The 21,747-nt window shown below is 62.9% G+C and carries 19 protein-coding genes; 7 read left to right on the top strand and 12 right to left on the bottom strand.

What is annotated here, in order from left to right; translation table 11 throughout:
* Positions 1-217: 217 nt before the first annotated feature.
* Positions 218-925, bottom strand: a complete 708-nt coding sequence (locus PLANPX_RS19940; protein WP_152100427.1) for a hypothetical protein — start codon at positions 923-925, stop codon at positions 218-220.
* Positions 926-1,538: 613 nt separating this feature from the next.
* Between PLANPX_RS19940 and PLANPX_RS19945 the strand changes: the two genes are divergently transcribed.
* Positions 1,539-2,543 (top strand): YheT family hydrolase, encoded by a 1,005-nt coding sequence (locus PLANPX_RS19945; RefSeq protein ID WP_172992203.1) that lies wholly within the window; start codon positions 1,539-1,541, stop codon positions 2,541-2,543.
* 377 nt (positions 2,544-2,920) lie between these two features.
* On the opposite strand, the gene PLANPX_RS19950 is transcribed toward PLANPX_RS19945, so the two are convergent.
* The gene (locus PLANPX_RS19950) at positions 2,921-3,814 is read right to left on the bottom strand and encodes a ZIP family metal transporter (protein ID WP_152100429.1); all 894 of its coding nucleotides are present in this window, start codon (positions 3,812-3,814) and stop codon (positions 2,921-2,923) included.
* A gap of 117 nt (positions 3,815-3,931) precedes the next feature.
* Between PLANPX_RS19950 and dtd the strand changes: the two genes are divergently transcribed.
* The gene (gene dtd / locus PLANPX_RS19955) at positions 3,932-4,378 is read left to right on the top strand and encodes a D-aminoacyl-tRNA deacylase (RefSeq protein ID WP_152100430.1); all 447 of its coding nucleotides are present in this window, start codon (positions 3,932-3,934) and stop codon (positions 4,376-4,378) included.
* A gap of 470 nt (positions 4,379-4,848) precedes the next feature.
* On the opposite strand, the gene PLANPX_RS19960 is transcribed toward dtd, so the two are convergent.
* Positions 4,849-5,856 (bottom strand): metal-dependent hydrolase, encoded by a 1,008-nt coding sequence (locus PLANPX_RS19960; protein WP_172992204.1) that lies wholly within the window; start codon positions 5,854-5,856, stop codon positions 4,849-4,851.
* Positions 5,857-6,092: 236 nt separating this feature from the next.
* On the opposite strand from PLANPX_RS19960, the gene PLANPX_RS19965 reads away from it, so the two are divergent.
* Complete coding sequence (locus tag PLANPX_RS19965) at positions 6,093-6,803, top strand: CvpA family protein (protein ID WP_172992205.1); 711 nt, start codon at positions 6,093-6,095, stop codon at positions 6,801-6,803.
* 663 nt (positions 6,804-7,466) lie between these two features.
* Here the strand turns inward: PLANPX_RS19965 and PLANPX_RS19970 are convergent.
* From PLANPX_RS19970 to PLANPX_RS19985, 4 genes are all read right to left on the bottom strand, one after another.
* Positions 7,467-8,441 carry an acetyl-CoA carboxylase carboxyltransferase subunit alpha gene (locus PLANPX_RS19970; protein WP_152100433.1) on the bottom strand — a complete coding sequence of 325 codons (975 nt, stop codon included), beginning with the start codon at positions 8,439-8,441 and terminating at the stop codon, positions 7,467-7,469.
* A gap of 109 nt (positions 8,442-8,550) precedes the next feature.
* Positions 8,551-9,435, bottom strand: a complete 885-nt coding sequence (locus PLANPX_RS19975; RefSeq protein WP_152100434.1) for a serine/threonine protein kinase — start codon at positions 9,433-9,435, stop codon at positions 8,551-8,553.
* Positions 9,436-9,678: 243 nt separating this feature from the next.
* Positions 9,679-10,515, bottom strand: a complete 837-nt coding sequence (truA, locus tag PLANPX_RS19980; RefSeq protein ID WP_172992206.1) for a tRNA pseudouridine(38-40) synthase TruA — start codon at positions 10,513-10,515, stop codon at positions 9,679-9,681.
* Between the two features lie 89 nt (positions 10,516-10,604).
* Positions 10,605-11,618 carry an aspartate-semialdehyde dehydrogenase gene (locus PLANPX_RS19985; RefSeq protein WP_152100436.1) on the bottom strand — a complete coding sequence of 338 codons (1,014 nt, stop codon included), beginning with the start codon at positions 11,616-11,618 and terminating at the stop codon, positions 10,605-10,607.
* 351 nt (positions 11,619-11,969) lie between these two features.
* Here PLANPX_RS19985 and PLANPX_RS19990 point away from each other — a divergent pair, with 351 nt between their 5' ends.
* The 3 genes from PLANPX_RS19990 (at position 11,970) to ispH (ending at position 14,500) form a co-directional block, all read left to right on the top strand.
* The gene (locus PLANPX_RS19990) at positions 11,970-12,869 is read left to right on the top strand and encodes a hypothetical protein (RefSeq protein WP_172992207.1); all 900 of its coding nucleotides are present in this window, start codon (positions 11,970-11,972) and stop codon (positions 12,867-12,869) included.
* Positions 12,870-13,092: 223 nt separating this feature from the next.
* Entirely contained in the window at positions 13,093-13,290 is a 198-nt protein-coding gene (locus tag PLANPX_RS19995) for a hypothetical protein (RefSeq protein WP_152100438.1), read from the top strand.
* 247 nt (positions 13,291-13,537) lie between these two features.
* The gene (gene ispH, locus PLANPX_RS20000) at positions 13,538-14,500 is read left to right on the top strand and encodes a 4-hydroxy-3-methylbut-2-enyl diphosphate reductase (protein WP_152100439.1); all 963 of its coding nucleotides are present in this window, start codon (positions 13,538-13,540) and stop codon (positions 14,498-14,500) included.
* Between the two features lie 216 nt (positions 14,501-14,716).
* Here ispH and PLANPX_RS20005 read toward each other — a convergent pair whose 3' ends face one another.
* The 4 genes from PLANPX_RS20005 to PLANPX_RS20020 all read right to left on the bottom strand — a co-directional run bounded on the left by PLANPX_RS20005 (position 14,717) and on the right by PLANPX_RS20020 (position 19,789).
* Complete coding sequence (locus PLANPX_RS20005; RefSeq protein WP_152100440.1) at positions 14,717-16,843, bottom strand: prolyl oligopeptidase family serine peptidase; 2,127 nt, start codon at positions 16,841-16,843, stop codon at positions 14,717-14,719.
* 133 nt (positions 16,844-16,976) lie between these two features.
* Positions 16,977-17,816: an ABC transporter permease gene (locus PLANPX_RS20010; protein ID WP_152100441.1), complete on the bottom strand. Its 840-nt coding sequence runs from the start codon at positions 17,814-17,816 to the stop codon at positions 16,977-16,979.
* Between the two features lie 94 nt (positions 17,817-17,910).
* Positions 17,911-18,726, bottom strand: a complete 816-nt coding sequence (locus PLANPX_RS20015) for an ABC transporter permease (protein WP_152100442.1) — start codon at positions 18,724-18,726, stop codon at positions 17,911-17,913.
* Positions 18,727-18,739: 13 nt separating this feature from the next.
* The gene (locus tag PLANPX_RS20020; protein WP_152100443.1) at positions 18,740-19,789 is read right to left on the bottom strand and encodes an ABC transporter ATP-binding protein; all 1,050 of its coding nucleotides are present in this window, start codon (positions 19,787-19,789) and stop codon (positions 18,740-18,742) included.
* 141 nt (positions 19,790-19,930) lie between these two features.
* Between PLANPX_RS20020 and PLANPX_RS20025 the strand changes: the two genes are divergently transcribed.
* Positions 19,931-20,812 (top strand): hypothetical protein, encoded by an 882-nt coding sequence (locus PLANPX_RS20025; protein WP_152100444.1) that lies wholly within the window; start codon positions 19,931-19,933, stop codon positions 20,810-20,812.
* Positions 20,813-20,903: 91 nt separating this feature from the next.
* On the opposite strand, the gene PLANPX_RS20030 is transcribed toward PLANPX_RS20025, so the two are convergent.
* Entirely contained in the window at positions 20,904-21,686 is a 783-nt protein-coding gene (locus PLANPX_RS20030) for a hypothetical protein (protein WP_152100445.1), read from the bottom strand.
* Between the last annotated feature and the right edge of the window lie 61 nt (positions 21,687-21,747).

Here is a 21,747-nt window from a genome sequence, read left to right on the forward strand (position 1 = left end):
GGGGATTTATTACCACGAAACACACGAAAGGAACGAAACAGAAGCAAACTGAGGAACCGCCGATAAACGCAAATAAAAACAGTTGAGAATCGCATTCAGCTTTCTCCCAACTGCGTTTATCAGCGTTAATCCGCGGTTCCTACCCCTGCTTTTTTCGTGTCTTTTCGTGTGTTTCGTGGTTAAAAATCCCCGCATCAGCAGCACACCACGGCAACCACTACGCCGCGCGGAGGATGGAACGCTGCGGTTTTGGGGCGGCCTGGCGGGTGAGTTCGGCCGCGAGGTCGGCGACGGTGGCGATGCGGATGGCGCCACGTTCGTTGGCCGTTTCCAGCTGATCGATCGCCAGTTCCAGCTCGCTCCAGGCGCGGGCGCCCTGGCGAATCAGCTCCGCGGCGTCGGCCGTGATGATCGCCGGGCCCGCGGCGCCGGCGACGAGTTCCTGAGGCACGCCCCCAACACGGCGGAGCCAGCGCCGTCGCGATGGGAGCGTGCCATGTGCGGAGGCCTGCCAGAGACCGAAGGGGAGGGGGCGGATCGACCCCGAGCCGCTCGCATTCGACTCGGTGACGATCGCCCGTACGCCCAATTGTGCGAGTTGCCGTTCGCTCTGGCCGCGCGGCGGTTGGCCGGCGACGGCGAGCGTGGCGACGTCGTGCCCCGCGGCGCTAAAGCGATGGAGGCCGTCGGCGAGGGCGTCGCTGAAGTTCGCGTCGACCCGCGGCAGCAGGAGCGCGTGTTCGACCAGCTGCGGCGCCGCGGCAAGGGGTGTGGATTGGGCGGGTTGCTCGATCGCCCAGGTGGCGGGCAGACGGGCTTCAATGAGCCGGCGTAAGAGTCGAGCCGGACCGGCGTCGGCCGCCACGTGGTTTGACCAGCGAATTACTAGGCAAACAGGGGGCGCATTGCGCGGGGTGCTCGACATAGCGTGATCCCTCGGGTGGTCGCGAGCGTAGGCCAAACTCCCTTGGCCGCCATGAAGGAGGATCGGGCGTTGGTTGGCGGTAACTCGATGCTATCGCGTGACGCAGCGGTCGCCCGAATGGGGCGAGGGGCGCCGATTGGGGAAGGGGTGACGATCTTCCTAGCCCCAGGCTCTGCCCGGGGGTTGCGCGACGCACCGGAAACATTGGCGTAGCGAGTGGATTGAAAGCTAGACAAGATCACAGGATTGGTTGGATCGACAGGATGTAATAACTAGCCCCGTGAGGGGCGGCATGTTGTAGCCAGGGGCGTAAGCCCCTGGACCGCAGGCCGCGTACAGCGCGGAGCCCCGTGAGGGGCGGCACTCGCATCGGCGCCGCAACGGCGGGGAATTGTTTCGCCCCTCCAGGGCTGACGGTTCTGTTTGGCGTTTGCACCAGGGGCTCGCGCCCCTGGCTACAACATGTCGCTCCTCCGGAGCTAATACACGGAGCCTGGGAACAGCGTAGGAACGAGGCGGGCGGCGGTGTTATCGTGCCTGAATGTCTGCTAAATTGTTGGCTCGCGCTGCCGGCGGCGGGCTGGTAGCTGGAATTCCTCTCGTCGAGATTGCTATGCCGGTGCGCACGGAACATTGGAAGTTTCGGCCCCACCTGTTGCTGCGGGGCGGGCATCTGCAGACGTTCGCCGCGGTTTACTTGCCGCGGAAGCACGCGCCTTACGCCGCGAAGCTCCACTTCATTCAAGCCGACGACGTGTCGCCGGAACTGGGCGGCGATCGTCTCGCGCTGCACGACGATTGCCCCGAGGACTGGCAGCCCAACGGTCCGTCGGTGCTGCTGGTGCACGGCCTCGCCGGTTGCCATACCAGCGCCTACATGTGCCGGATGGCCGAGCGGTTGACGGCGCGTGGCTACCGCGTGTTCCGGATGGATATGCGGGGCTGCGGGGCAGGGGAGGGGATCGCGAAGTTGCCGACCCATTGCGGCCGCTCGGGCGACGTCGCCGCGGCGCTGCGATTCATCGCAGCCGAGCATCCCGAGTCGCCAACGTACGCGATCGGTTTTTCGCTCGGCGGCTGCCTGACGCTGAACCTGCTCGCCGAAGCAGAAGAGCAAAAGGTTGGAAATCTGGTCCGCTCGTTGGCAATTTGCCCGCCGATCGATCTGTTCGCGGTCGAGCGACGGTTCGATTCGCGCGGCGGCCGGGCGTACGACAAATTCTTCACGATCAAGCTGTGGCAACAGATCACGGCGCGATGGGCTCGCTATCCAGAGATCGCACCGGCGGTGATTCCGCCGCAGCCGAAGCGGTTGCGGCAAATCGACGAAACCGTGACGGCGCCGTCGGGCGGCTTCGCGAGCGCCGACGATTACTACACCAAGACTCAACCCGGCCCGAAGTTGCACCGCATCTCGCAGCCGGTGCTGATCATCGCCGCGGAAGACGACCCGGTGGTGCCGACGGCGCCGTTATTGGAATACGAACGTGGGCCGGGCGTCGAAGCAGTGATCGTCCCGCGCGGCGGGCACCTCGGCTTCATCGGCGGCGGCAACGGCGACCCCGATCGCCGGTGGCTCGATTGGCGGATCATTGAGTGGCTGGAAACCGGCCACTAGCCATCAGCCGCGAGTCAACGACCCGCCGGAGCGTTGTTCGAAGAAACGAACCACAAAGACACGACGGGCACGAAGACGCACGAAGGAATGCAAAAGTGCGCGAAGTGCCAATTGAGTTTGCCGTTTTTTAAGCCCCAACGGGGCGGCAGTGCTATGCGTCGGGGGGAGTTCTTTCGCCCCTTTGGGGCTCCGGTTCTGCGCTGCGTGCCGTTACCAGGGGCTCGCGCCCCTGGCTATTGACGGACGCCCCGTTGTGGCTTGGCAGACGACATGCCACTCACCGCCACTTTTTCTTACGTTCTTGGTGTTGCTTCGTGGCCGTCGTGTCTTTGTGGTTAGCTTTTTGAGCGCCGCTCCGGCGGGTCGTTGACCCGCGGCTACCGGGAAGCTGCTGCCGTGGCGTTGGCGGCGTGGCGGTGGACTAGGCTTTCCAGTTTGCCGACGCCGAGGGCGAGCGCAAGGCCCAAGAGGAGCGCCACCGACAGTTTGCCGCGGTCGTGGTCGTGGAACTGCAGTTCCGGCAGCAGGTCGCTCAGCGAGATGCAGAGGAACGTTCCCGCCGAGAATGCGAGCGAGTAGGCGAGCAGGGGGCCGGTCGATGATTCGGCGCCGATGCCCAGCAAGAACAGGGCGATGCCGACGGGGATCGCCAGGGCGAATAGGCCGTTCACCGCGTAGCGAATCTGCGGCGACCAGCCGCCGCGGGCCATCAGCATCGCAATCGTCATCGAATCGAACGGCTTGTGCAGGACGATCACCAGAAACGTCCCGAAGCCGGCCAGCGGCAGATTGTCGTGGCGGTGGTAGACGCTTGCGGCGAGCGCGACCCCTTCGATCACGCTATGGATCGTCAACCCAAACGCGGCGCCGCTCCACGTGATGTCGTGATGATGGTGGCCGTGGTCATGGCCGCAGTCGTGCTCATGCTCGTGAAGTTCGTGCAACTCGCCGGCGGCGTCGGTTTCGAGATCGTGGTGGTGGTAGCAGAAGAAGCGTTCGATGAAGAACATCGTCAGCCAGCCGGCGACGACCCACATCATCACGGTGAAGTCGACCGCTTCGTCGGCCGTGGCCTTCACGGCGTGGGCTTCGGCGAGGGCGTGCGGCAGCATGTGGAGCATGCCGACGCCGAACATCATCGCGGCGACAAAGCTGACGGCCAGCTGCATGCCGCGATGGGTGAGGCGGAACCACAACGGGAGCATCCCGCCGACCACGGAGGCGGCGAGGATGATGATCGAGTAGTAGGCGAGGGGGACGATGGGGGACATGAGTCGCGGCGGCTGCCGCCTCTGTCAGGGTCGACAGTTGAGGGGGAATCGAGCAGTATGGCAAGCAATGAGGGGTGACACAAGTTTACGCCCAGTTAGCCACGAGGAGCTTCGCCTGTGAAAGCCTGCATTCAACGCGTTTCTTCGGCCCGAGTGCGGGTGGCGGGCGAGACGGTCGGCGAGATTGGTCGCGGGCTGCTGGTGCTGCTGGGCGTCGCCGCGGGCGACGGGCCGGCGGAGCTGCGGTGGATGGTCGACAAGGTGCTCGGCCTGCGAATCTTCGACGACGGCGAAGGGAAGATGAACCTCGGGCTTACCGACGTCGGCGGCGAGCTGCTCGTGGTGAGTCAGTTCACCTTGCTGGGCGATTGCCGTAAGGGCCGGCGGCCGAGTTTCATCGGCGCGGCGCCGCCGGAGATGGCCGAGCGGATGTACGACGAGTTCGTCGCCGCGGCGCGGGCAGCCGGCGTGACGACGGCGACCGGCAGGTTTCGCACCAATATGGAAGTTGAGCTGGTGAACGACGGCCCGGTAACGATTTTAATCGACTCCGCTGACCGGTAGCCGCGGGTCAACGACCCGCCGGAGCGAGTGCCGGAAAGCGAACCGCGAAGAAGATTTACCACAAAGGCACGACGGGCACGAAGACGCGCGAAGGGATGCAGGGACGTGCGCTCCGCGAGGATCTAGTACGCTGAAAGCGTTAAAGATTTCAGCTCAGGGTTCGCCACGCAGCGGCGTACCCTGGGTTAGATTTGGTGATTCCCCTAACAACCCTGAAAGGGTTGAATCGAAAGCCTCTCTAGAGTGCTGCAACCCTTTCAGAGTTGGCGTGCTTAACGCGACGGCTATCCCAGGGTACAACGCTGCGCGTTGAACCCTGGGCTGGATGATGCAACGCCGTTGGCGTTGAGAATTCACTTGGGGAATTCTGCACGCGACCTTGGTGCTTCTTTGTGGCCGTTGTGTCTTTGTGGCTAGCTCTTTGTGGTGCGCCTTTTAACGTGCCGCTCCGGCGGGTCGTTGACCCGCGGCTACTTGGTCCAGTTAAAGCGCCGCATGATGCGGCGGGCGGTGTCGTAGATGTTGCGGTCGTGTTGCGGCTGATCGACCGCGGGCGCCGCGCCGCCGGTGGGCGCGACGCCATTGGAAGTCGCCCATTGCTGCTGGTAGCCGATGCTGAACGCTCGCGGCGGCGCGCCGTTGGCGCCGTCGGCGAGCTGCGTCTGCGGTTGATCCGGCATCAAGTCGTGGACGGCGCGTTGCTTCAGGACGTCGCTGTTAATGACGATCGGCGAGAGCTGGCCGTAGCGCTCCATCACCATCGGTTCGCTGAGGATCATCACGACGATCAGGGCTAGTTTCCAATAGACGGAGAAATTGCCCCACATATCGTCCCCCCACAGCTTGAGCGCCGTGCCGAACGATTTTTTGAAGCGCCAGCGTCCGCCGCTGAAATCGATCGCCCAAATTTCATCGAGCATCAAATGCGAGAAAACGCCCAGAAAGACGCCGCCTGCCTTAAAGTATCGCAAATGAAGATTTGTCGAGTTGCTTAAGAGAAACGCTAACCCGGTAAAAATGAGCAGCGCCGGGATGCTGTGGAACATTCCACGGTGGACTGTGTACTTCTTAAAGAACTTGCCGATGCCGAAGCGAACCGTCAAATAAGTGACAGCGCCTGCCAGCACCATTTGCTCGTAATTCCAGTTGAAGTGCTGGAAGCGGTCGACGAGCATCATCGGCGCTACGGCCGCGAAGAAGTTGAGCGTCTCGCGGAGCGGCACGCCCGAGTCGCTGTCGATGTCGGGCAGCATCCCGCCGACGCCGCACAGACAGCCGGCGACCAGGCTCGCTTCCACCGACAAGCCGTGATAGACGCCGAGACAGGCGTAGCCTGCGCCGAGCGTGCAGCTGGTCGTGATGTGGGTTTTGAAGCCGGCCATGGGGGGCGGAATGTCGCAAAACGTGGCGTTTCCGCCAAGTGCAGCCGTGGCGTGGCGAATGCTTTGTAGGAGGAACCACGAAGGCACGAAGGGCACGGCGACGCACGGAGGGAAATGCGAGCTGGAGGGTGCCGCTAGCATTGCTGGCAGGCATGAGAAAACGCGTCGATTACCCCCTACTTTCTTGCGTCCTTTGTGCCCCTTCGTGGCCTTCGTGTCTTAGTGGTTCGTCTTCAAAGCTGCTAGCACAACTGATCTTCGCCCCCCTGCTTCGCGTCGATATACTTCGCCGTCCCGCAATCACCCCCTACCTTGCCCGCCCTGGGTGCGTCATGCAGACCTACGATATCGCGATGCTAGCTGTGCTCGGGTTCGCCACGATCTTTGGATTTTGGAAAGGACTCGCCTGGCAAGTCGCCTCGCTGGCGTCGCTCGTGGTGAGCTACTTCGCCGCGCTGAAGTTCGCCGATCGGCTCGCGCCGATGGTGAGCGAGCACGCTCCGTTCAATAAATTCGCCGCGATGCTGATCATCTACGCTGGCAGCTCGCTGGCGATTTGGATGTTGTTCCGCGTCGTCGCCGGCGTCATCGACGGAATCAAGCTGAAAGAGTTCGATCGCCAGATGGGCGCCTTGGTTGGCTTTGCCAAAGGCGTGCTCCTGTGCATCGCGATCACCTGCGTCGCGGTCACCCTGCTTGGCCAGCAACAACGCGACCAGATCATCGCCTCGCGCAGCGGCCACTACATCGTCCAGGTGCTCGATAAGGCCGACGCCGTGGCGCCGCCGGAGATCAAAGGGGTGATCGGCCCGTACATCGAGAAGATCAACCAGCGGATGACTCCCGGCTACCAACCGAACCCGCAGCAAGACCTGCAGGACCTCCAGAAGCTATGGAGCGAGGGAGCAGGGGGGGCCGCCGGGGCAGGGGGCTTGCTGCCGGCCGGGGCGAACATCGGCTGGCCGACCGCGCCGAACAACGCGTCGCCATCGCAGCCGCAGAGCACGCCGGTGTGGCCGATCTCCAGCGGCGAGCGGCGGTAGTTTTCTGAGCGGTTTTGAACGCCAAATTTCGCGCCGGTTTTGCACGCCGAACGATCGCTGTAGGGCGGTGCGAAACGCTGCGATTTTGCTCCGCGTTGCGTGCCGTGCGAAGCGTTATTGATCGCTGCGAATTGCGTGCGTTGAGCGTTGGAGCTGCAAACGGGGAAATGGCCGACATGCCGTTTTCCCGGGCGAAAATCGCCCCGAAACGAACATAACAACGATTATCGGACGTTGCTGGTGTGGGAGTTTCTGGCGCTCACAGCCGGGACGCCCGCCGTTGGCGCCCTCCCTGCCCGGCCTCTTGGCGGGTTGTTTCGCGCGCTGAATTTCCGTCGCGTTGAACTCTGAGAATTGTCGTTTGCGGCGACGGTTCCGAGCGCTCGGCGGCGACGTTCGCGGCGCGAAGTTTTGCTCGCAGGCGACGGCGGCGAGTTGAACTTTGGGTGCTCGATTTGGTTGAACATCAGGCCGGCGATCTTGGATGGCTGGCGAGCGATATTCAATCTGAATTCCTGCTCGCAACGTCGGCGATGCGAGAACTCTATTTCGCCCCTCTGGGGCTACGGATTGGCTTGGCGATTCCAGGGGCTGGCGCCCCTGGCTACATCATGCCGCTCCTTCGGAGCTGGGAGACGATCGGCGTTGCTCAGCCGCGAGCGGCTAGGCAGTCGCGACGCCGTTTTCGATGTACGGGCCGATCTTGCGGAACTTGTCGTACCGCTGGTTGAGCAGCTCCGTGGTCGGCAACTTCTGAAGTTCGCGCAGCGTCTTCGTGAGATACTGCTTGAGCTTCGCGGCCATTTGGTAATGGTCGCGATGGGCGCCGCCGAGGGGCTCTTCGACGACATCGTCGATGACGCCCATTTCGAGCAGATGCTTCGAGGTGATCTTCAGGGCGCGGGCGGCTTGGGGAGCGTAGTCGTGGCTCTTCCAAAGGATGCCGGCGCAGCCTTCGGGGCTGATCACTGAGTAGTAGGCGTTCTCAAGCACGGCGACTCGGTCGCCGACGCCGATGCCGAGCGCGCCGCCGGAGCCGCCTTCGCCGATGACGATGCAAATGATCGGCGTCGGCAGTCGCGACATCGCGAGCATGCTTTCGGCAATCACTTGGGCCTGGCCGCGTTCCTCGGCGCCGATGCCGGGATAGGCGCCGGGCGTGTCGATCATCGCGATGATCGGCAGGCCGTACTTGGCGGCGAGCTCCATCTTTTCCATCGCCTTGCGATAGCCTTCGGGATGGGCGCAGCCGAAGTAGCACTCGTTCCGCTCTTTGAGCGTTTTGCCTTTTTGGTGGCCGACGAGCATCACCTTGAATTCGTCGAGCTTCGCGAAGCCGGTGCGGAGTGCGCGGTCGTCGCCGAAGAACTTATCGCCGTGGAGTTCGACGAACTCGTCGAACACGAGGTCGACGTAGTCGGTGAACATCGGTCGCTGCGGGTGACGCGAGACGCGAACCGTTTCCCACGGATCAAGATTCTTGTAGATCGAGCGAATCGTTTCGTTGAGCTGCTTGCGCAGTTCGCGAATTTGCTCGCGGACGTCGTCGCTCTTGGGATCGACGCTCTCAAGGTCGCGGATCTGGGCTTCGATCTCGTGAATCGGCTGTTCGAACGGAAGTTGGAAGCTGCTGGCCATATGGGGAGTCTCGTTTGGGCCGCGGACGCAGGGTTCAGTTGTTGGGGTTCAGGGTTCGGGAAATTCGCTGAACCCTGAAACCTGACCCCTGAGGGCTCAGCGGCAGCTGCTAATCGTCTTTAGGTTCTTCAACCTTCGGAACTGGCTTTTTGGGTTTGATTTGGAAGACGCGGCCCGCTTTGAGTTCGCGCATGAATTCCATGAGCGACTCGGGACGGTCTTTCGGTTCTTTCGCGAGCATGCGGCTAACCAAGTTCGCGAAGTCGTTGTGGACGTTGCGATTGAGCATTTGCACCGACGGCGGCTTCAGCTTGAGATGCTTGTTGAGCAACTCGGCCGGGCTGGTGGCGGTGAACGGCAGCTTGCCGGTGATCAGTTCGTACACCATGCAGCCGAAGCTGTAGATGTCGGCGCGGGCGTCGCACGCCTGGCCGCGGATCTGCTCGGGCGGCATGTAGCTGTGCGTGCCGGCGACCGGCATCTTGCCGCCGAACATCTTGCTGATGCCGGTCTTGATTTTCATCGTCAGCGTGAAGTCGATCAGCCGGATGTGGTTGTTCTCGTCGACGAGAAAATTATCGGGCTTGATGTCGCGATGGACCCACCCCTGGCGATGCATGTGCTCCAGGGCTTGGGCGCACTCCATCAGGATCGTGTCGAGCCGCCAGTGAAGGCTGTCGAGTTGGTCGTGGATTTGCTGCTTCAAGTTCGGCGTCTTGAAGAGTTCCATGACGACGAACGCCCCGTCCTTTTTGCTGTCGCCGTAGTCGTATGTTTTGATGATCGACGGATGATCGAGCGCCTTGCCGACCTCGTATTCGTGCTTCAGCTGGGCGACGGTCGTGCGGTCGTAGCGCGAACCGGGCGGCAGCCACTTCATCGCGAGCGCCCTCGTCTCGGCCATCGGGCGGACGGCCCAGATTTCGAACATAGCGCCGGCGCGGATGAGATGAAACATCCGATAGGGACCGACGAATTCGCGACCGGCAGACATGGCGACGGCTGGGATCGAGGCTGGGTTCGACAAGCCGGACGCAACTGCAGCCGACGACGTATAACCAGTCTAACCGGTAGGGTCGGATGGCGAAATACGGGCGTGGGGTGGGGCTTTCTCGCCCGAATGCGCTCCCCTGCCCTGCTCTCGCGTTCTTTGAGGCTCTTCGTGGCCGTTGTGTCCTTACGCATGACGCTCCGGCGGGTCGTTGACCCGCGGCTACTAGCGTTAAGCGCAATCGCGTTAGTACGCGACCCATTGCATGCAGAGGCCGTGGGCGGGGGCGGTTTGGCCGGCGGTGCAGCGATCTTTCGAGGCGATCACTTCGGCGACCCACTCGGGCGGGCGTCGGCCGCGGCCGACTTCGACGAGCGTGCCGGCGATGGTGCGGACCATATTGTAGAGGAAACCATCTCCTTCGACGTCGATGGTAACGATTCTAGCCCCGGGCTCCGCCCGGGGGCCGGTTTGCAGTTCGTTGGGGGCGAGCGTACTTAGTAGGCGGGCCGACCCCCGGGCGGAGCCCGGGGCTAGGGATGCGGCGGGCATTGCAACGACGTCGACGGCGAAGATCGTACGGACGGTGGACTCCCGCTCGGAGCCGACTGACTGGAAGCAGGCGAAATCGTGCGTGCCGACCATGTGGGCGCCGCCGGCTTGCATCGCCGCCACGTCGAGCGGCGTCGGGATGTGCCACGCATACTTGCGGGCGAAGACGGGCCGCCGCCCGTCGTTGTAGATCGTGTAACGATAGCGTTTGAACTTCGCGTCGTGCGTCGCGTGGAAGCCGTCGGCGACGCGTTCCACGAGCTGCACCGCGGCGTCATCGGGAAGTTTTGAGTTGAGTGCGTGGACGAGCGACTCGGGCGGGATGTTCGTCGCCGACTCGACGCTCGCGACCTGCCCGGCCGCATGAACGCCGGCGTCGGTGCGGCCGGCTGCGTTGAGGCGCACCGCCTCGCCGGTGATCTCGAGCCATGCCCGCTCCAACTCCCCCTGCACCGTCCGCCGCCCGGGCTGCGCTTGCCAGCCAGAGAACTCGGCGCCGTCGTAAGCCAGCGTGATCTTGAAACTAGGCAATGACGAAATGATGAATTACCGAATGACGAATGACGAATGAGCTCTTGCTCGCCCATTCGTCATTCGTCATTCGTGCTTCGTCATTCTCCTTAAACCGCCGCCTGCGATTTCACCAGCAACTCGGCAATCTGCACCGCGTTCGTCGCAGCGCCTTTGCGGAGGTTGTCGCTCACGCACCAGAACGCGAGGCCGTTGTCGCTAGAGAGGTCTTCGCGGATGCGGCCGACGAACACGGCGTCGTCGCCGTCGCATTGGGCGGGCATCGGGTACTTGCCGGAGTCGAGGTCGTCGACCACCTTAATGCCCGGCGTCGCGGCGAACAGCTCGCGGGCCTGGGCGACGGTGATCTTCTTCTCGGTTTCGACGAGGATGCTTTCGCTATGGCAGTTATCGACCGGCACGCGGATGCAGGTGGGGCACACGCGGATCGTGTCGTCGCCGAAGATCTTGTGGGTCTCGTGGACCATCTTCATTTCTTCGCTCGTGTACCCTTGGTACTTCGGCGAGCCGATCTGCGGGACGAGGTTGAACGCGATCGGGTGCTTGAAGGCCTGGTACTGGTAGTCTTCGCCGGCGAGGAACGCGCGGGCGCCCGCCTTCAAATCTTCTTGGCCCTTCACGCCGGCGCCGCTGGTCGCCTGATAGGTGCTGACGACGACGCGGCGGATGCGGCCGAACTCGTGCAGCGGCTTCATCGCGACGACCATTTGGGTGGTCGAACAGTTGGGGCTGCTAATGAGACCGCGATGATTTTCGAGCGCCTCGGGGTTCACTTCCGGCACCACGAGCGGGACGTTCGGATCCATCCGCCAATAGCCGCTCTCGTCGACGACGACGCAGCCGCGCTCGACGGCCCAGGGACAGAACTCCTTGGCGGTTTCGTCGGGGGTGCTGCCGATGGCGAGGTCGATCCCGGAGAAGATCTCGGGGGTCATTTCCTCGACGACGTGCTCTTCGCCCTTGAACGTGATTTTCGTGCCGGCCGAGCGTTTCGAGGCGAGAAAGCGGATATTCCGGTACGGGAACTCGCGTTCCTCGAGGAGCTGGCGGATGATGCGTCCGACGGCGCCGGTGGCGCCCACGATAGCGATCGTCTCGAACACGGCGAAAAATCTCCCAGGACGCGGGGCGACCAAAGTGATGCTCGAACCTGGGCGGGCCGCCTACAGCTTCATCCTGGCTCGATCGAGTAAACCTCGCAGTATAGGCGACCCGCCTAGGCCGGACAATGTTCGCGCGAGCCGTTGGATCTGCTGGCGTGCCGGCAGATTTGCCGTTACTAGCGGATAAGTGAGGGGCGCCACTGGCATCTTGCCAGTGCAGATGTGCGGACTCGCTCGGCAAATCTCACTGGCAGGATGCCAGTGGCACCCAAATGCCGAAACAGTTGGATTGGCATCGGGTTTGATAGAATGAAAGCCGCCGCTCCCCTGCCCTCCCCTGCGAGTCGACCGATGAGCCGAATGCTGACTGCGACCTCGACGCTGCTCGCCACCCTCGCCGTCGGCTTGCCGCTTTCGCCGGCCCTGGCCGCGGAGCCGAACGCCCCCAGGCTGTTCGCCAAGCTCGACGCCAACGGCGACGGCCAACTTGCGGCGGGCGAAATCGAGACCGAGCACCGCCTCCTCTTCAAACGCCTCCTTCGCACGGGCGACGAAAATGGCGACGGCCAGCTAACTGCCGAGGAATTCGCCACGGCGATCCAGCCGGTGCGGGCCGAGAAGCCGACCGTCGAAAAACAGGGGAGCCGGCTGCCGGGCGCCGACGCCCTGGTGGTGCTGCTCGCCCGGATGGATGAGAACAGCGACGGCCAAGTCAACGCCGACGAGGTTCCGGCCGACTGCGAGCGGGCGTTCCAGCAGATGCTCACCGCGGCCGACGGCAATAAAGATGGCCGGCTCGATCGGCGGGAAATCGCCCAAGCCTCGCCGCGGCTGACGGCGGTGGCGAACCTCGCCGCCCGGCGGATGGGCCTCGACGTCTCGGCCGAGATGAGCGAGATCCCCGAAGAAACGATGATGTCGATGGAGCAGATGGACGCCTATCCCAAGCCGGGCGAACTCGCGGTCGCGCGGCTGCTGAAACAGTTCGACCGGAATGAGGATGGCGCGATCTCACAGGGCGAGGCGCCGCCGCTATTGAAGCGGCAATTCGCGAAGTTCGACGCCGACGGCGACCGCCAACTCCGCGACAAGGAACTGGCGAAGGTCGGCGACCGGATGGCACGCATGGCGCCGAACGCGGAAACCCGCAACGCGCCGGGGCGACCCGCGGCGAACGAAGACTCGCCAAGTGGGAAATCTCTGCGTAAGCTGAAGAAGTCGGAGCGGTCGAAGAAAAACAGCCCGATTTAGGGCAATTCTTTTCCGCCCCTGGCGAAGCGCTTTTCGGAACAACGCTTCGGCTCGCCTGCTACGGAACTTTCTGCGTCGGCGCTCGTCCGTTTAGAGGGACTGCAACACCTCCGAACCGCGAACATCGTCGGAGTGTCTACCGTACAGACGGTAACGCTGGCAGCACTTGCACGCTTCTTCAAGCAGACAAGTCCCGGCCAGCTCGAACGAGAAGGGCACTATCATGTCGGATCAAATACCACTCCCCGCAGGGGCCTACAGGAGCTTGCCGCCGCTCGAATTCAGCGACGGCGCGTTGTTGAAGTTCAGCCGCGAGATGCGCGTGCAGCTGAAGGACCTGGAAGCCCGGTTCGTCGTTCCTCGGCAACATCCGCGCTTGTTTTTGGGCGAAGCCCGCGGGGCGTCGCGCCGGCCGCGCTGAATGGCAGATAGCCGAGTTGAAATCACTCAAAAGCCGCCGGCGATTGCCGGCGGCTTTTTTTGTTTTCTTAGCCCCCGGCACTTTATGCCGGGGGGATGGGGCGGGATGCCATGGGATGGCTCGCCGCTCGCTCCCGGTTTGAAGAACCGGGGGCTAATGGACGGGTTTGATTGGGCGGGGGTATCATGAAGCGGTGGGCGGTTTTCGCCCCCCTGCCCTGCCCCGTCGTTCGCAATTGCTCGCCGCCATGAAAGTTATTCTCGCCAGTCCGCGTGGTTTTTGTGCTGGCGTCAACATGGCGATCGAGGCGCTCGAACTGGCCCTGCAAACGCTGCCGCCGCCGATCTACGTCTACCACGAGATCGTCCACAACAAGTACGTCGTCGAGCACTTCAAAGCCCGCGGCGTCACGTTCGTCGACCACCTGACCGAGGTCCCGCACGGCGCCACCCTGCTCTTCTCCGCTCACGGGGTGTCGCCCGAGATCCGGCAGCTCGCCCGCGACCGCAATTTGAAGGCGATCGACGCCACCTGCCCGCTGGTGACGAAGGTTCATCTTGAGGCGATCCGCTACGCCCGCGACGGTTACACGATTCTGCTCATCGGCCACGAAGGGCACGACGAAGTGATCGGCACGATGGGCGAAGCGCCCGAGGCGATCCTCTTGGTCGAATCGCCAGAAGACGTCGCCCGGCTGGAAGTCTCCGACGAGGCGAAGCTGGCCTACCTGACGCAGACGACGCTGAGCGTCGACGATGCGAATCGAATCATCATGAAGCTGCGGGAACGCTTTCCGCAGATCAATTCGCCGCCGAAGGACGACATCTGTTACGCGACGCAAAATCGCCAAGAGGCGGTCGCGAAGCTGGCCCCCGAGGCAGAGCTGACGCTCGTGCTGGGGAGCCAGAACAGCTCGAATAGCCAACGGCTCGCGGAGCTGTCGGCGGAGCGCGGCATTCCGGCATACCTCATCGACGGCGCCGAGAATATTCACCTCGACTGGTTTGAGGGCATCAACACGGTGCTCGTTACCGCGGGAGCGAGCGCGCCGGAGATTGTCGTCGAGAGCGTGCTCGATTTCTTGCGTGAGAAGTTCGATGCGACCGTGGAAGTCCGCTCGCTCCGCGAAGAGGCGGTGTCGTTCCCGCTGCCGCGGGAGTTGCGGTCGATTGCGGCGCCGCGGGATGTGGTGTCGGGGCTGACGCGGTGATTATGGCGCCGCTCACTACCTCCTACCACTTTTGGTCCCCTCCCCTTGAGGGGGAGGGTTAGGGAGGGGTGAAAGCAGCTGGTACCAGGGTTCATCCCCCCTCCCCAGCCCTCCCCTCCAGGGGGAGGGAGCCACATAATTTCAGTCACTCTTCCAGCTTCTGGAAGAGTTCGATTCCTTCGTATCTAAAGATGCGCCAAAGTAACGTTCGTCGCGTCACTTGCTCATGCCGAGGGCCTTCCACAGGAACGCCCACTTGTCCGCGGCTTGATCGATCCGCTTCGTGATCGGCATCCCCGCTCCGTGACCCGCGCGGGTTTCGATGCGGATGAGGATCGGCGCGTCGCCCGCTTGGGCCGCCTGCAGCGCCGCGGCGTACTTGAAGCTGTGCATCGGCACGACGCGGTCGTCGGTGTCAGCCGTGGTGATCAGCGTCGCGGGGTACTTCGTGCCCGGCTTGATGTTGTGGTACGGCGAATAGGCGTAGAGCGCCTTGAACTGCTCAGGATCGCTCGAGACGCCGTACTCGTCCCGCCAGAAGTGGCCGGCGGTGAACTGGTCGTAGCGGAGCATATCCATCACGCCGACCGCGGGCAGGCAGGCGCCAAACAGGTCGGGCCGTTGCGTCTCGACGGCGCCGACGAGCAGGCCGCCGTTGCTCCCCCCCATCACCGCAAGCTTCGGCGACGAGGTGTATTTTTCTTTGATCAGCCACTCGGCCGCGGCGATGAAATCGTCGAAGACGTTTTGTTTGTTGAGCTGCTTGCCCGCTTGGTGCCACTCTTCGCCGTACTCACCGCCGCCACGGAGATTGGCAACCGCAATCACGCCGCCGAGGTCCATCCACGCGGCATACTCGACCGAGAACGCCGGCGTGATCGAAATGTTGAACCCGCCGTAGGCGTAGAGGAGCGTCGGGTTCTGGCCGTCGAGCTTCAGACCCTTGCGGTGGGCAATGATGATCGGCACCTTCGTGCCATCCTTGCTCGTAGCGAAGACCTGCTTCGAAACATAAGCGTCGGGATCGAACGCCACCTGCGGGGCGCGGATCAGTTCCGACTTCCCATCGGTAAGATCGTAGCGGTACACCGACGGCGGCGTCGTGTAGCTGGTGAATGTATAGAAGGTTTCCTTGTCGTCCTGGTCGCCGCCAAAGCCGCTCGCCGTACCGATGCCGGGAAGCTGCACGTCGCCGAGCGGGTCGCCCGTCGGCGTGAAGAGCTCGACGCGGGTGGCGACGTCTTCGAGGTACTGCAGGATCAGCTTGCCGTCCAGCAGGCTGACGTTTTCAAGCGTCGCCTTCACGGGGCCGACGATTTCATCGAGATGCTCGCGGCCCGGCTTCGCGACGTCCATCGCGACGATTCGCTTCGTCGCGGCGTCGAGATCGGTGAGAAAGAAAAACTTGTCGCCGAGGTTGCCGACGAAGCCGAACTCGTTGTCGAAATCGCCGATGAGCGTCGTCCACGGCGCGTCGGCCGCGGCGGAGACGGGGCGAATGAGCACCTGATTTTGCGGATCGGTGCTGCGGGCGATCGAGAGAACGAGATACTTATCGTCCTCGGTGCGAGCGATCCAGAAGCTCCAGGTCGGGTTCTCAGGATTCTTGTAGATCAGCGTGTCGGCCGACTGCGGCTCGCCGAGCTTGTGGAAGTAGATCGACTGGTTCAGCGAGAGAGCTTGGTAGACCTCGTCCTTCGCCGGTTCCGGATAGCGGGCGTAATAAAACCCGTCGCCCGCGGCGTTCCAAACGATGTTGCCGTGTCGAGCCCACTTCAGCACGTCGGGGAGTTCGCGGCCGGTGGCGACTTCGATGACGTGGATGTTCGACCAATCGGAGCCAGCCTCCTGTCGTGTGTACGCGAGGAGCTTACCGTCGTCGGTGACGACCGTTTGGCCCATCGCGATCGTGCCGTCGGTCGACCACTTGTTCGGATCGAGCAGCACGCGGCCGTCGGCCTTGTAGCTATCGGCAACGTAGAGGACCGACTGATTCTGCAGGCCGTCGTTTTTGAAGTAGAAGTAGTTTCCGGCTTCCTGCCAGGGGGCGGAGTAACGCTCGAAGTTCCACATGTCGGCGAGCGTCTTGCGGATAACCGGCAGCTCCGGGATCGCATCGAGATACGCGCGGGTCACCTCGTTCTCGGCGGCGATCCAGTCGGCGACTTCCTGCGAGGTGCGGGCGTCGTCTTCGAGCCAACGGTACTGATCGGCGACCTGCGTGCCGTGGAAGTCGTCGGCCTGCTCGACGCGGCGGGTATCGGGGTACTTCAACTTGGCGTCCTCGGCGTGGGCGGCGGCAACGGCGGACAAACAAACGAGGGCAAAGAGGGCGAGACGCATCGCAGGACTCTCCGAATCTCGGTGGGCGATCTGGAAGAAAAGAGTTCGAGTTCTCTCAGGCGGGGTATCCTACCCTACATCTCGGGCTATCAACACCACCGCCAGCGATGGCCATCGGCGGTGATTTCGCGCACTAACTGCTCGCGCTGCGGTAGCTCAACAGCGCCCGCTGAAAAACCCAGCGGCTGAAGGCGAGGCTCGCCACGGTTGCGAACAGGGCGAACCCGGCGAGCGGCCAGTCGGCGGCGCTCAGCGGCTTCGCGAGCGTTGCGGCGGGGACGTTGATCACCACCAGAATCGGGATGAAGTACGTAAACGCATACCGCAACGGGCTGCCGAACGGACCGGCGTAGATCTCCATCGGGTAGCGCGAAAAGTTGGTGATGTAAAACCAGAAGTCGTACAGCGACTGATTGCGGCCGAGCCAAATGCTGGTGGCGGCGAGCGCGATCATCACGCTGTAGAGGATCAGCGTCCCCATAATCACGTAGAGTGGGTAGAGCACGAACTGAATCGGACTGAGCGTGAGCCCCTCGATTCGTGGAATCGAGTAGGCGAGCAGCGCCAGCGCAAGCACCAGTTTTGGAATCGCCGACCAATTGATGCGCTGCAGCGAGACGAGAAACTGCGTGTCGATGGGCTTCAGCAGCGCGAAGTCGAGCCCGCCGGTGCGCGTCAGTTCGCTTAGTTCCTCGGCGTTCGACATGAACAGCCCTTCGACGAGGCTGTTCACCAAAATCGTCGTCGCGATGAAGACGAAAAACTCGTACTGCGACCAGCCGGCGATCGATGCGTGCCCGTCGCCGTCGGCGTACATCAGCCGGTAGATGAGCGTGTAAAAGCCGAGGTTCATCAGCGCCCACGAGACGCCGAAGATCACCTCGATGATGTAGTTCGTCCGGAACGTCATGTCGCGGATGAGGCTGTTCCGCGCGAACATCCAGAAGACGGCGAGATAGGAGGGGCGGTGCATTGAAAATTAATGGGGAATGGGGAGTGTGGAATGGGGCGACTCAACGTGACGGAGGCTTTGCCCCCATTCCCCATTCAGCATTCGACATTCGTCCTCACCCTCCATACCCGCTGTAACGATTGAACCCCGCGTGCATCATGCGGCGGCAGAGGACGAAAAAGAACAACGTCCAAAGCGCCATCACGCCCATCTCCTGCCACAGCTGATCGGCCGGAATCTTCTGCAAGAACACCGCGGCTGGGAAGTACGCGAGATACTTCAGCGGCATCCAACCGACCCACGTCCGCCATGGCTCCGGCAAAATCTCCAGCGGGAACATGTGCCCCGAGAAGAAGAAGTTGAACAGCATGTACACGAACAGCAGCGAGCTAATCTCAAGCGTCCAAAACCCCGCGAGGCCGAGCGAGGCTTCGAGAAAAAAGCCGAGCAAGAACGACATCACCAGCGACAGCAAAAACGCCGCCAAGTACTCGCCCGGCGGCCAACCGGGGAAGTAACTGCGGCACAGCCAAAAGACGAGCGCAAACGGCCCGATCGCGACGCCGTAGTAGACGACCTTGTGCCCCAGCCGCGCGAGCAACGAAAAACCGACGAGGTCGATCGGCTGGATCAGAAACTTCTTGATCTCGCCGTTGCGAATTTGCCCGGCGATGCCGCTCGCCAGGCCCGGCATGCTCGAGAACGCGCGGGCGACCATCGTCAGCAGGTAGTAGGCAACGATATCGTCGCGCGTGAAGCCAACCATCGTGCCGCTGCCCGACGAGGCAAAGACTGCCGTCCACAAGAAGATCTGCGTGATGATCGGCAAGAACCGCATCGTCGTGCCGAGCACGAAGTCGCCGCGATACGCGAGCCGTTCGGCGACGCACATCGTGAAGACGGTCCACCAGATTTGAGCGCGGGCGAGCATGCGGGCGAGGTTCCTACCGATTGCCGGCGGCGGCGACGTTGGCCGCGGCGGCCGCGATGTTGGCGTCGGATGAATCGCCGTCCTTCTTTTCGCTGAGCGCGAACAAACTGGCGATCACCTCTTCGAGCGGCGGGTCCTCGACGCTGACGTCGAGGATCGAGTAATTGGCGAGCACATTGGTGAGCACGCTGGCGATTTGGTTGCGATCGACTTCGATCTTCGCCCGCGGCGGCGCGATTTCGCGGATCTCGCCAAAACGAGCGAGGTCGCTCGGCATGCGATCGTCGGCGAAGTCGACCGTGAGAATCTTGTAGTCGCTGAAGCGGTCGATCACCCCTTCGAGCGACCCATCGTGCACGATCTCGCCGCCGGCGATGATCACCACGCGCTTGCAGAGCGCCGCGATGTCCTTCATGTAATGGCTGGTCAGCAGAATCGTGATGCCGCGCACTTGCTGGTAGTGCTTCAGGAACTTCTGAATGTTGTGCTGCGCGACGACGTCGAGACCGATCGTCGGTTCGTCGAGGAACAACACCTCGGGCGAGTGGAGCAGCGCGGCAATCAGTTCCATCTTCATCCGCTCGCCGAGCGATAGCTCGCGCACCGGTCGGCCGAGCAACTTGCTGACATCGAGCAGATCAACCAGTTCGTCCTTCGTTTGCTTGAACGCGACCGGATCGATGCGGTAGATCTTTTGGTGCAGCTGAAACGACTCTTGCGCGGGCAGATCCCACCAGAGCTGATTCTTCTGCCCCATCACCAGGGCGAAGCGGCGGCGATAGTCGTTATCGCGTTCCCACGGCACGTAGCCGAGCACCTTCGCTTCGCCAGAAGTTGGCGTGATCACGCCGGAAAGCAGCTTAAGCGTCGTCGTCTTGCCGGCGCCGTTCGGGCCGAGGAAGGCGACGAATTCGCCCTTCTCGACGTCGAGGTCGATCCCTTTGACGGCGTGGACTTCGCGGTACTCGCGGTGAAGCAGCCCGCGGAAGGAGGCGAGCAGCCCCTCCTTCTTTTGATAAACGCGATAGGACTTGCGCAGTCCGCGGATCTCGATGACGCTCATAGGGAGGTGATTATAGGCGCCGTCTGGCGGGGCGGCAAACGCCTGCGAGGCAGGTGGTCAATGCGTGCGCGACGGCTCATAATGGCCGGTTGGTCGCAGCGTCGTCACGCGCGACGCCCTCCCCTCCCCTGCTTGACTCCGATGCCGCTGACTCTCCTCGATCGTTTGGAACGCCGCTTCGGCTGGCTCGCCGTCCCGCATGTGACAATCACGCTGATCGTGGGACAGGCGGTGCTTTACTTCGTCGGCTACATGGGCGCCAACGGGATTCTTCCCGGAGGCGCGTCGATCGATCGCGTGTTTCTCGTGCCGTCGCTGGTGATGGAAGGGCAAGTCTGGCGGCTGGCGACGTTCGTATTTCAACCGCCGGGAATGATTCCGATCTTCGCGGTGTTCTACTTTTCGCTGCTCTACACATTCGGGACGGCGCTCGAGACGCAGTGGGGAACATTCAAATACAACTTGTTCCTGCTGATCGGCTACGTTGCCAACGTCGCCGCGGCGTTCCTCGGGTGGTACGTGCTGCAGCAGCAGATCGGTCCAGAAGGAAATGAAATGCTCAAGCTCGCCGCGATTCCGGCGAGCAACGTTTTCCTGTACAGCAGCATTTTCTTGGCCTTCGCCAGGCTCTATCCCGATTTCATCATCCGCCTGTTTTTCGTATTGCCGATCCGCATCCAATGGCTCGCTCTTATGATGTGGATCTTATTCGCCTACGTATTGCTTCGCGGCGACTGGATGATACGAATGCTGGTGCTGGCCACCGTGCTGAACTACATCCTCTTCTTCGGTCGCGAGCACATCCGCGAGTGGAAGCAGGGCCATCGCCGGCGGAGCTTTCAGTCGGCCGCCAAGCGGGCCGTCTCGCCGGCGAAGCATGCGTGCGCCGTCTGCGGGCTCTCCAGCGCCGAATCGCCGCGGACGTTGTTCCGCTACTGCTCGAAGTGCTCGGGCCAGCGCTGCTATTGCCCCGATCACATCCGCGACCACGAGCACGTGGTCGACAAAGAACCGGTGGTGTGATTGCAGCCGCCCGCTCTACACAAATGTTGTGGCTCCCTCCCCCTTGAGGGGAGGGGACCGAAGGGTTTATGATCGTGAGGAGCGACATGCGCTAGAAGCTGCTACGGCCCAGCGCCGAGCGCCGCAGCCCGCCTACGTTCGGCTCGACGGCGTCGATTCGCAGCGTGTTGTCGCCCCACAGGAGCGTTCCGCCGACAGCCCGGTCAAGCGTTGCCTGCACGTCGCCGAGGCGTTCGTCGATCGAGTCGAGTCGCACGTCGACCTTGCGGCCGCGACGCCACAATCGCACGGCCAGCGATGCCAAGCCGCACGTGAGCAGCCCTTCGCCCGCGAGCGTCGCCGGCAGGCCCCAGCGGGCGGCGAACGCATCGCCCGAGAGGTTCGCCAGCGCGAGTAGCCCCACGCCTGCGAAGAAGGCGAGCGAGCCAAGCGTGAGCAGCAGCGTCACGCCCCAAGCCGACTTCGGCTTGCAGTACGCGCCGTCTGTCGCCGCAGGTTGGTGCGAAGCAACACGAAGCGTCGGCGGCATGGCGAACGACTGCTCGCCGTAGTTTGAATCGAGCGGCGCCGGCTCCCGCAGCAGCGGCGAGCCGTGCGAAAAATCGCTCCGCAGCGTCGGCCGCAACATCCGTTCGAGCCGCCGCAGTTCGTCGTCGCCGCCGGCCAGCTTGGGCCGCGATAGCGAAGCCCGTTCGCTTGCCGCCCGGTCGAACTCCTCGAGCGCGACGCCGCAATCAGCGACGTCCGCCAGCTTCAGCGTCGGCGGCGCACCACCCGGCAACGCCACGAATTCCCGCCGGCAGCGCGAGCACGCCGCTGGACCACTCGCCTCGCGAGCGGCAGCAACGTCTTGCTGGCAATGGCGGCACCACATGGCGGTCACACGAGGAGGAAACGAGTGCAAGCACCGCGCAAGCCGCGCGGCATCCTCCCCT

The organism is Lacipirellula parvula, assembly GCF_009177095.1.
In the GTDB taxonomy this organism is placed as follows: domain Bacteria; phylum Planctomycetota; class Planctomycetia; order Pirellulales; family Lacipirellulaceae; genus Lacipirellula; species Lacipirellula parvula.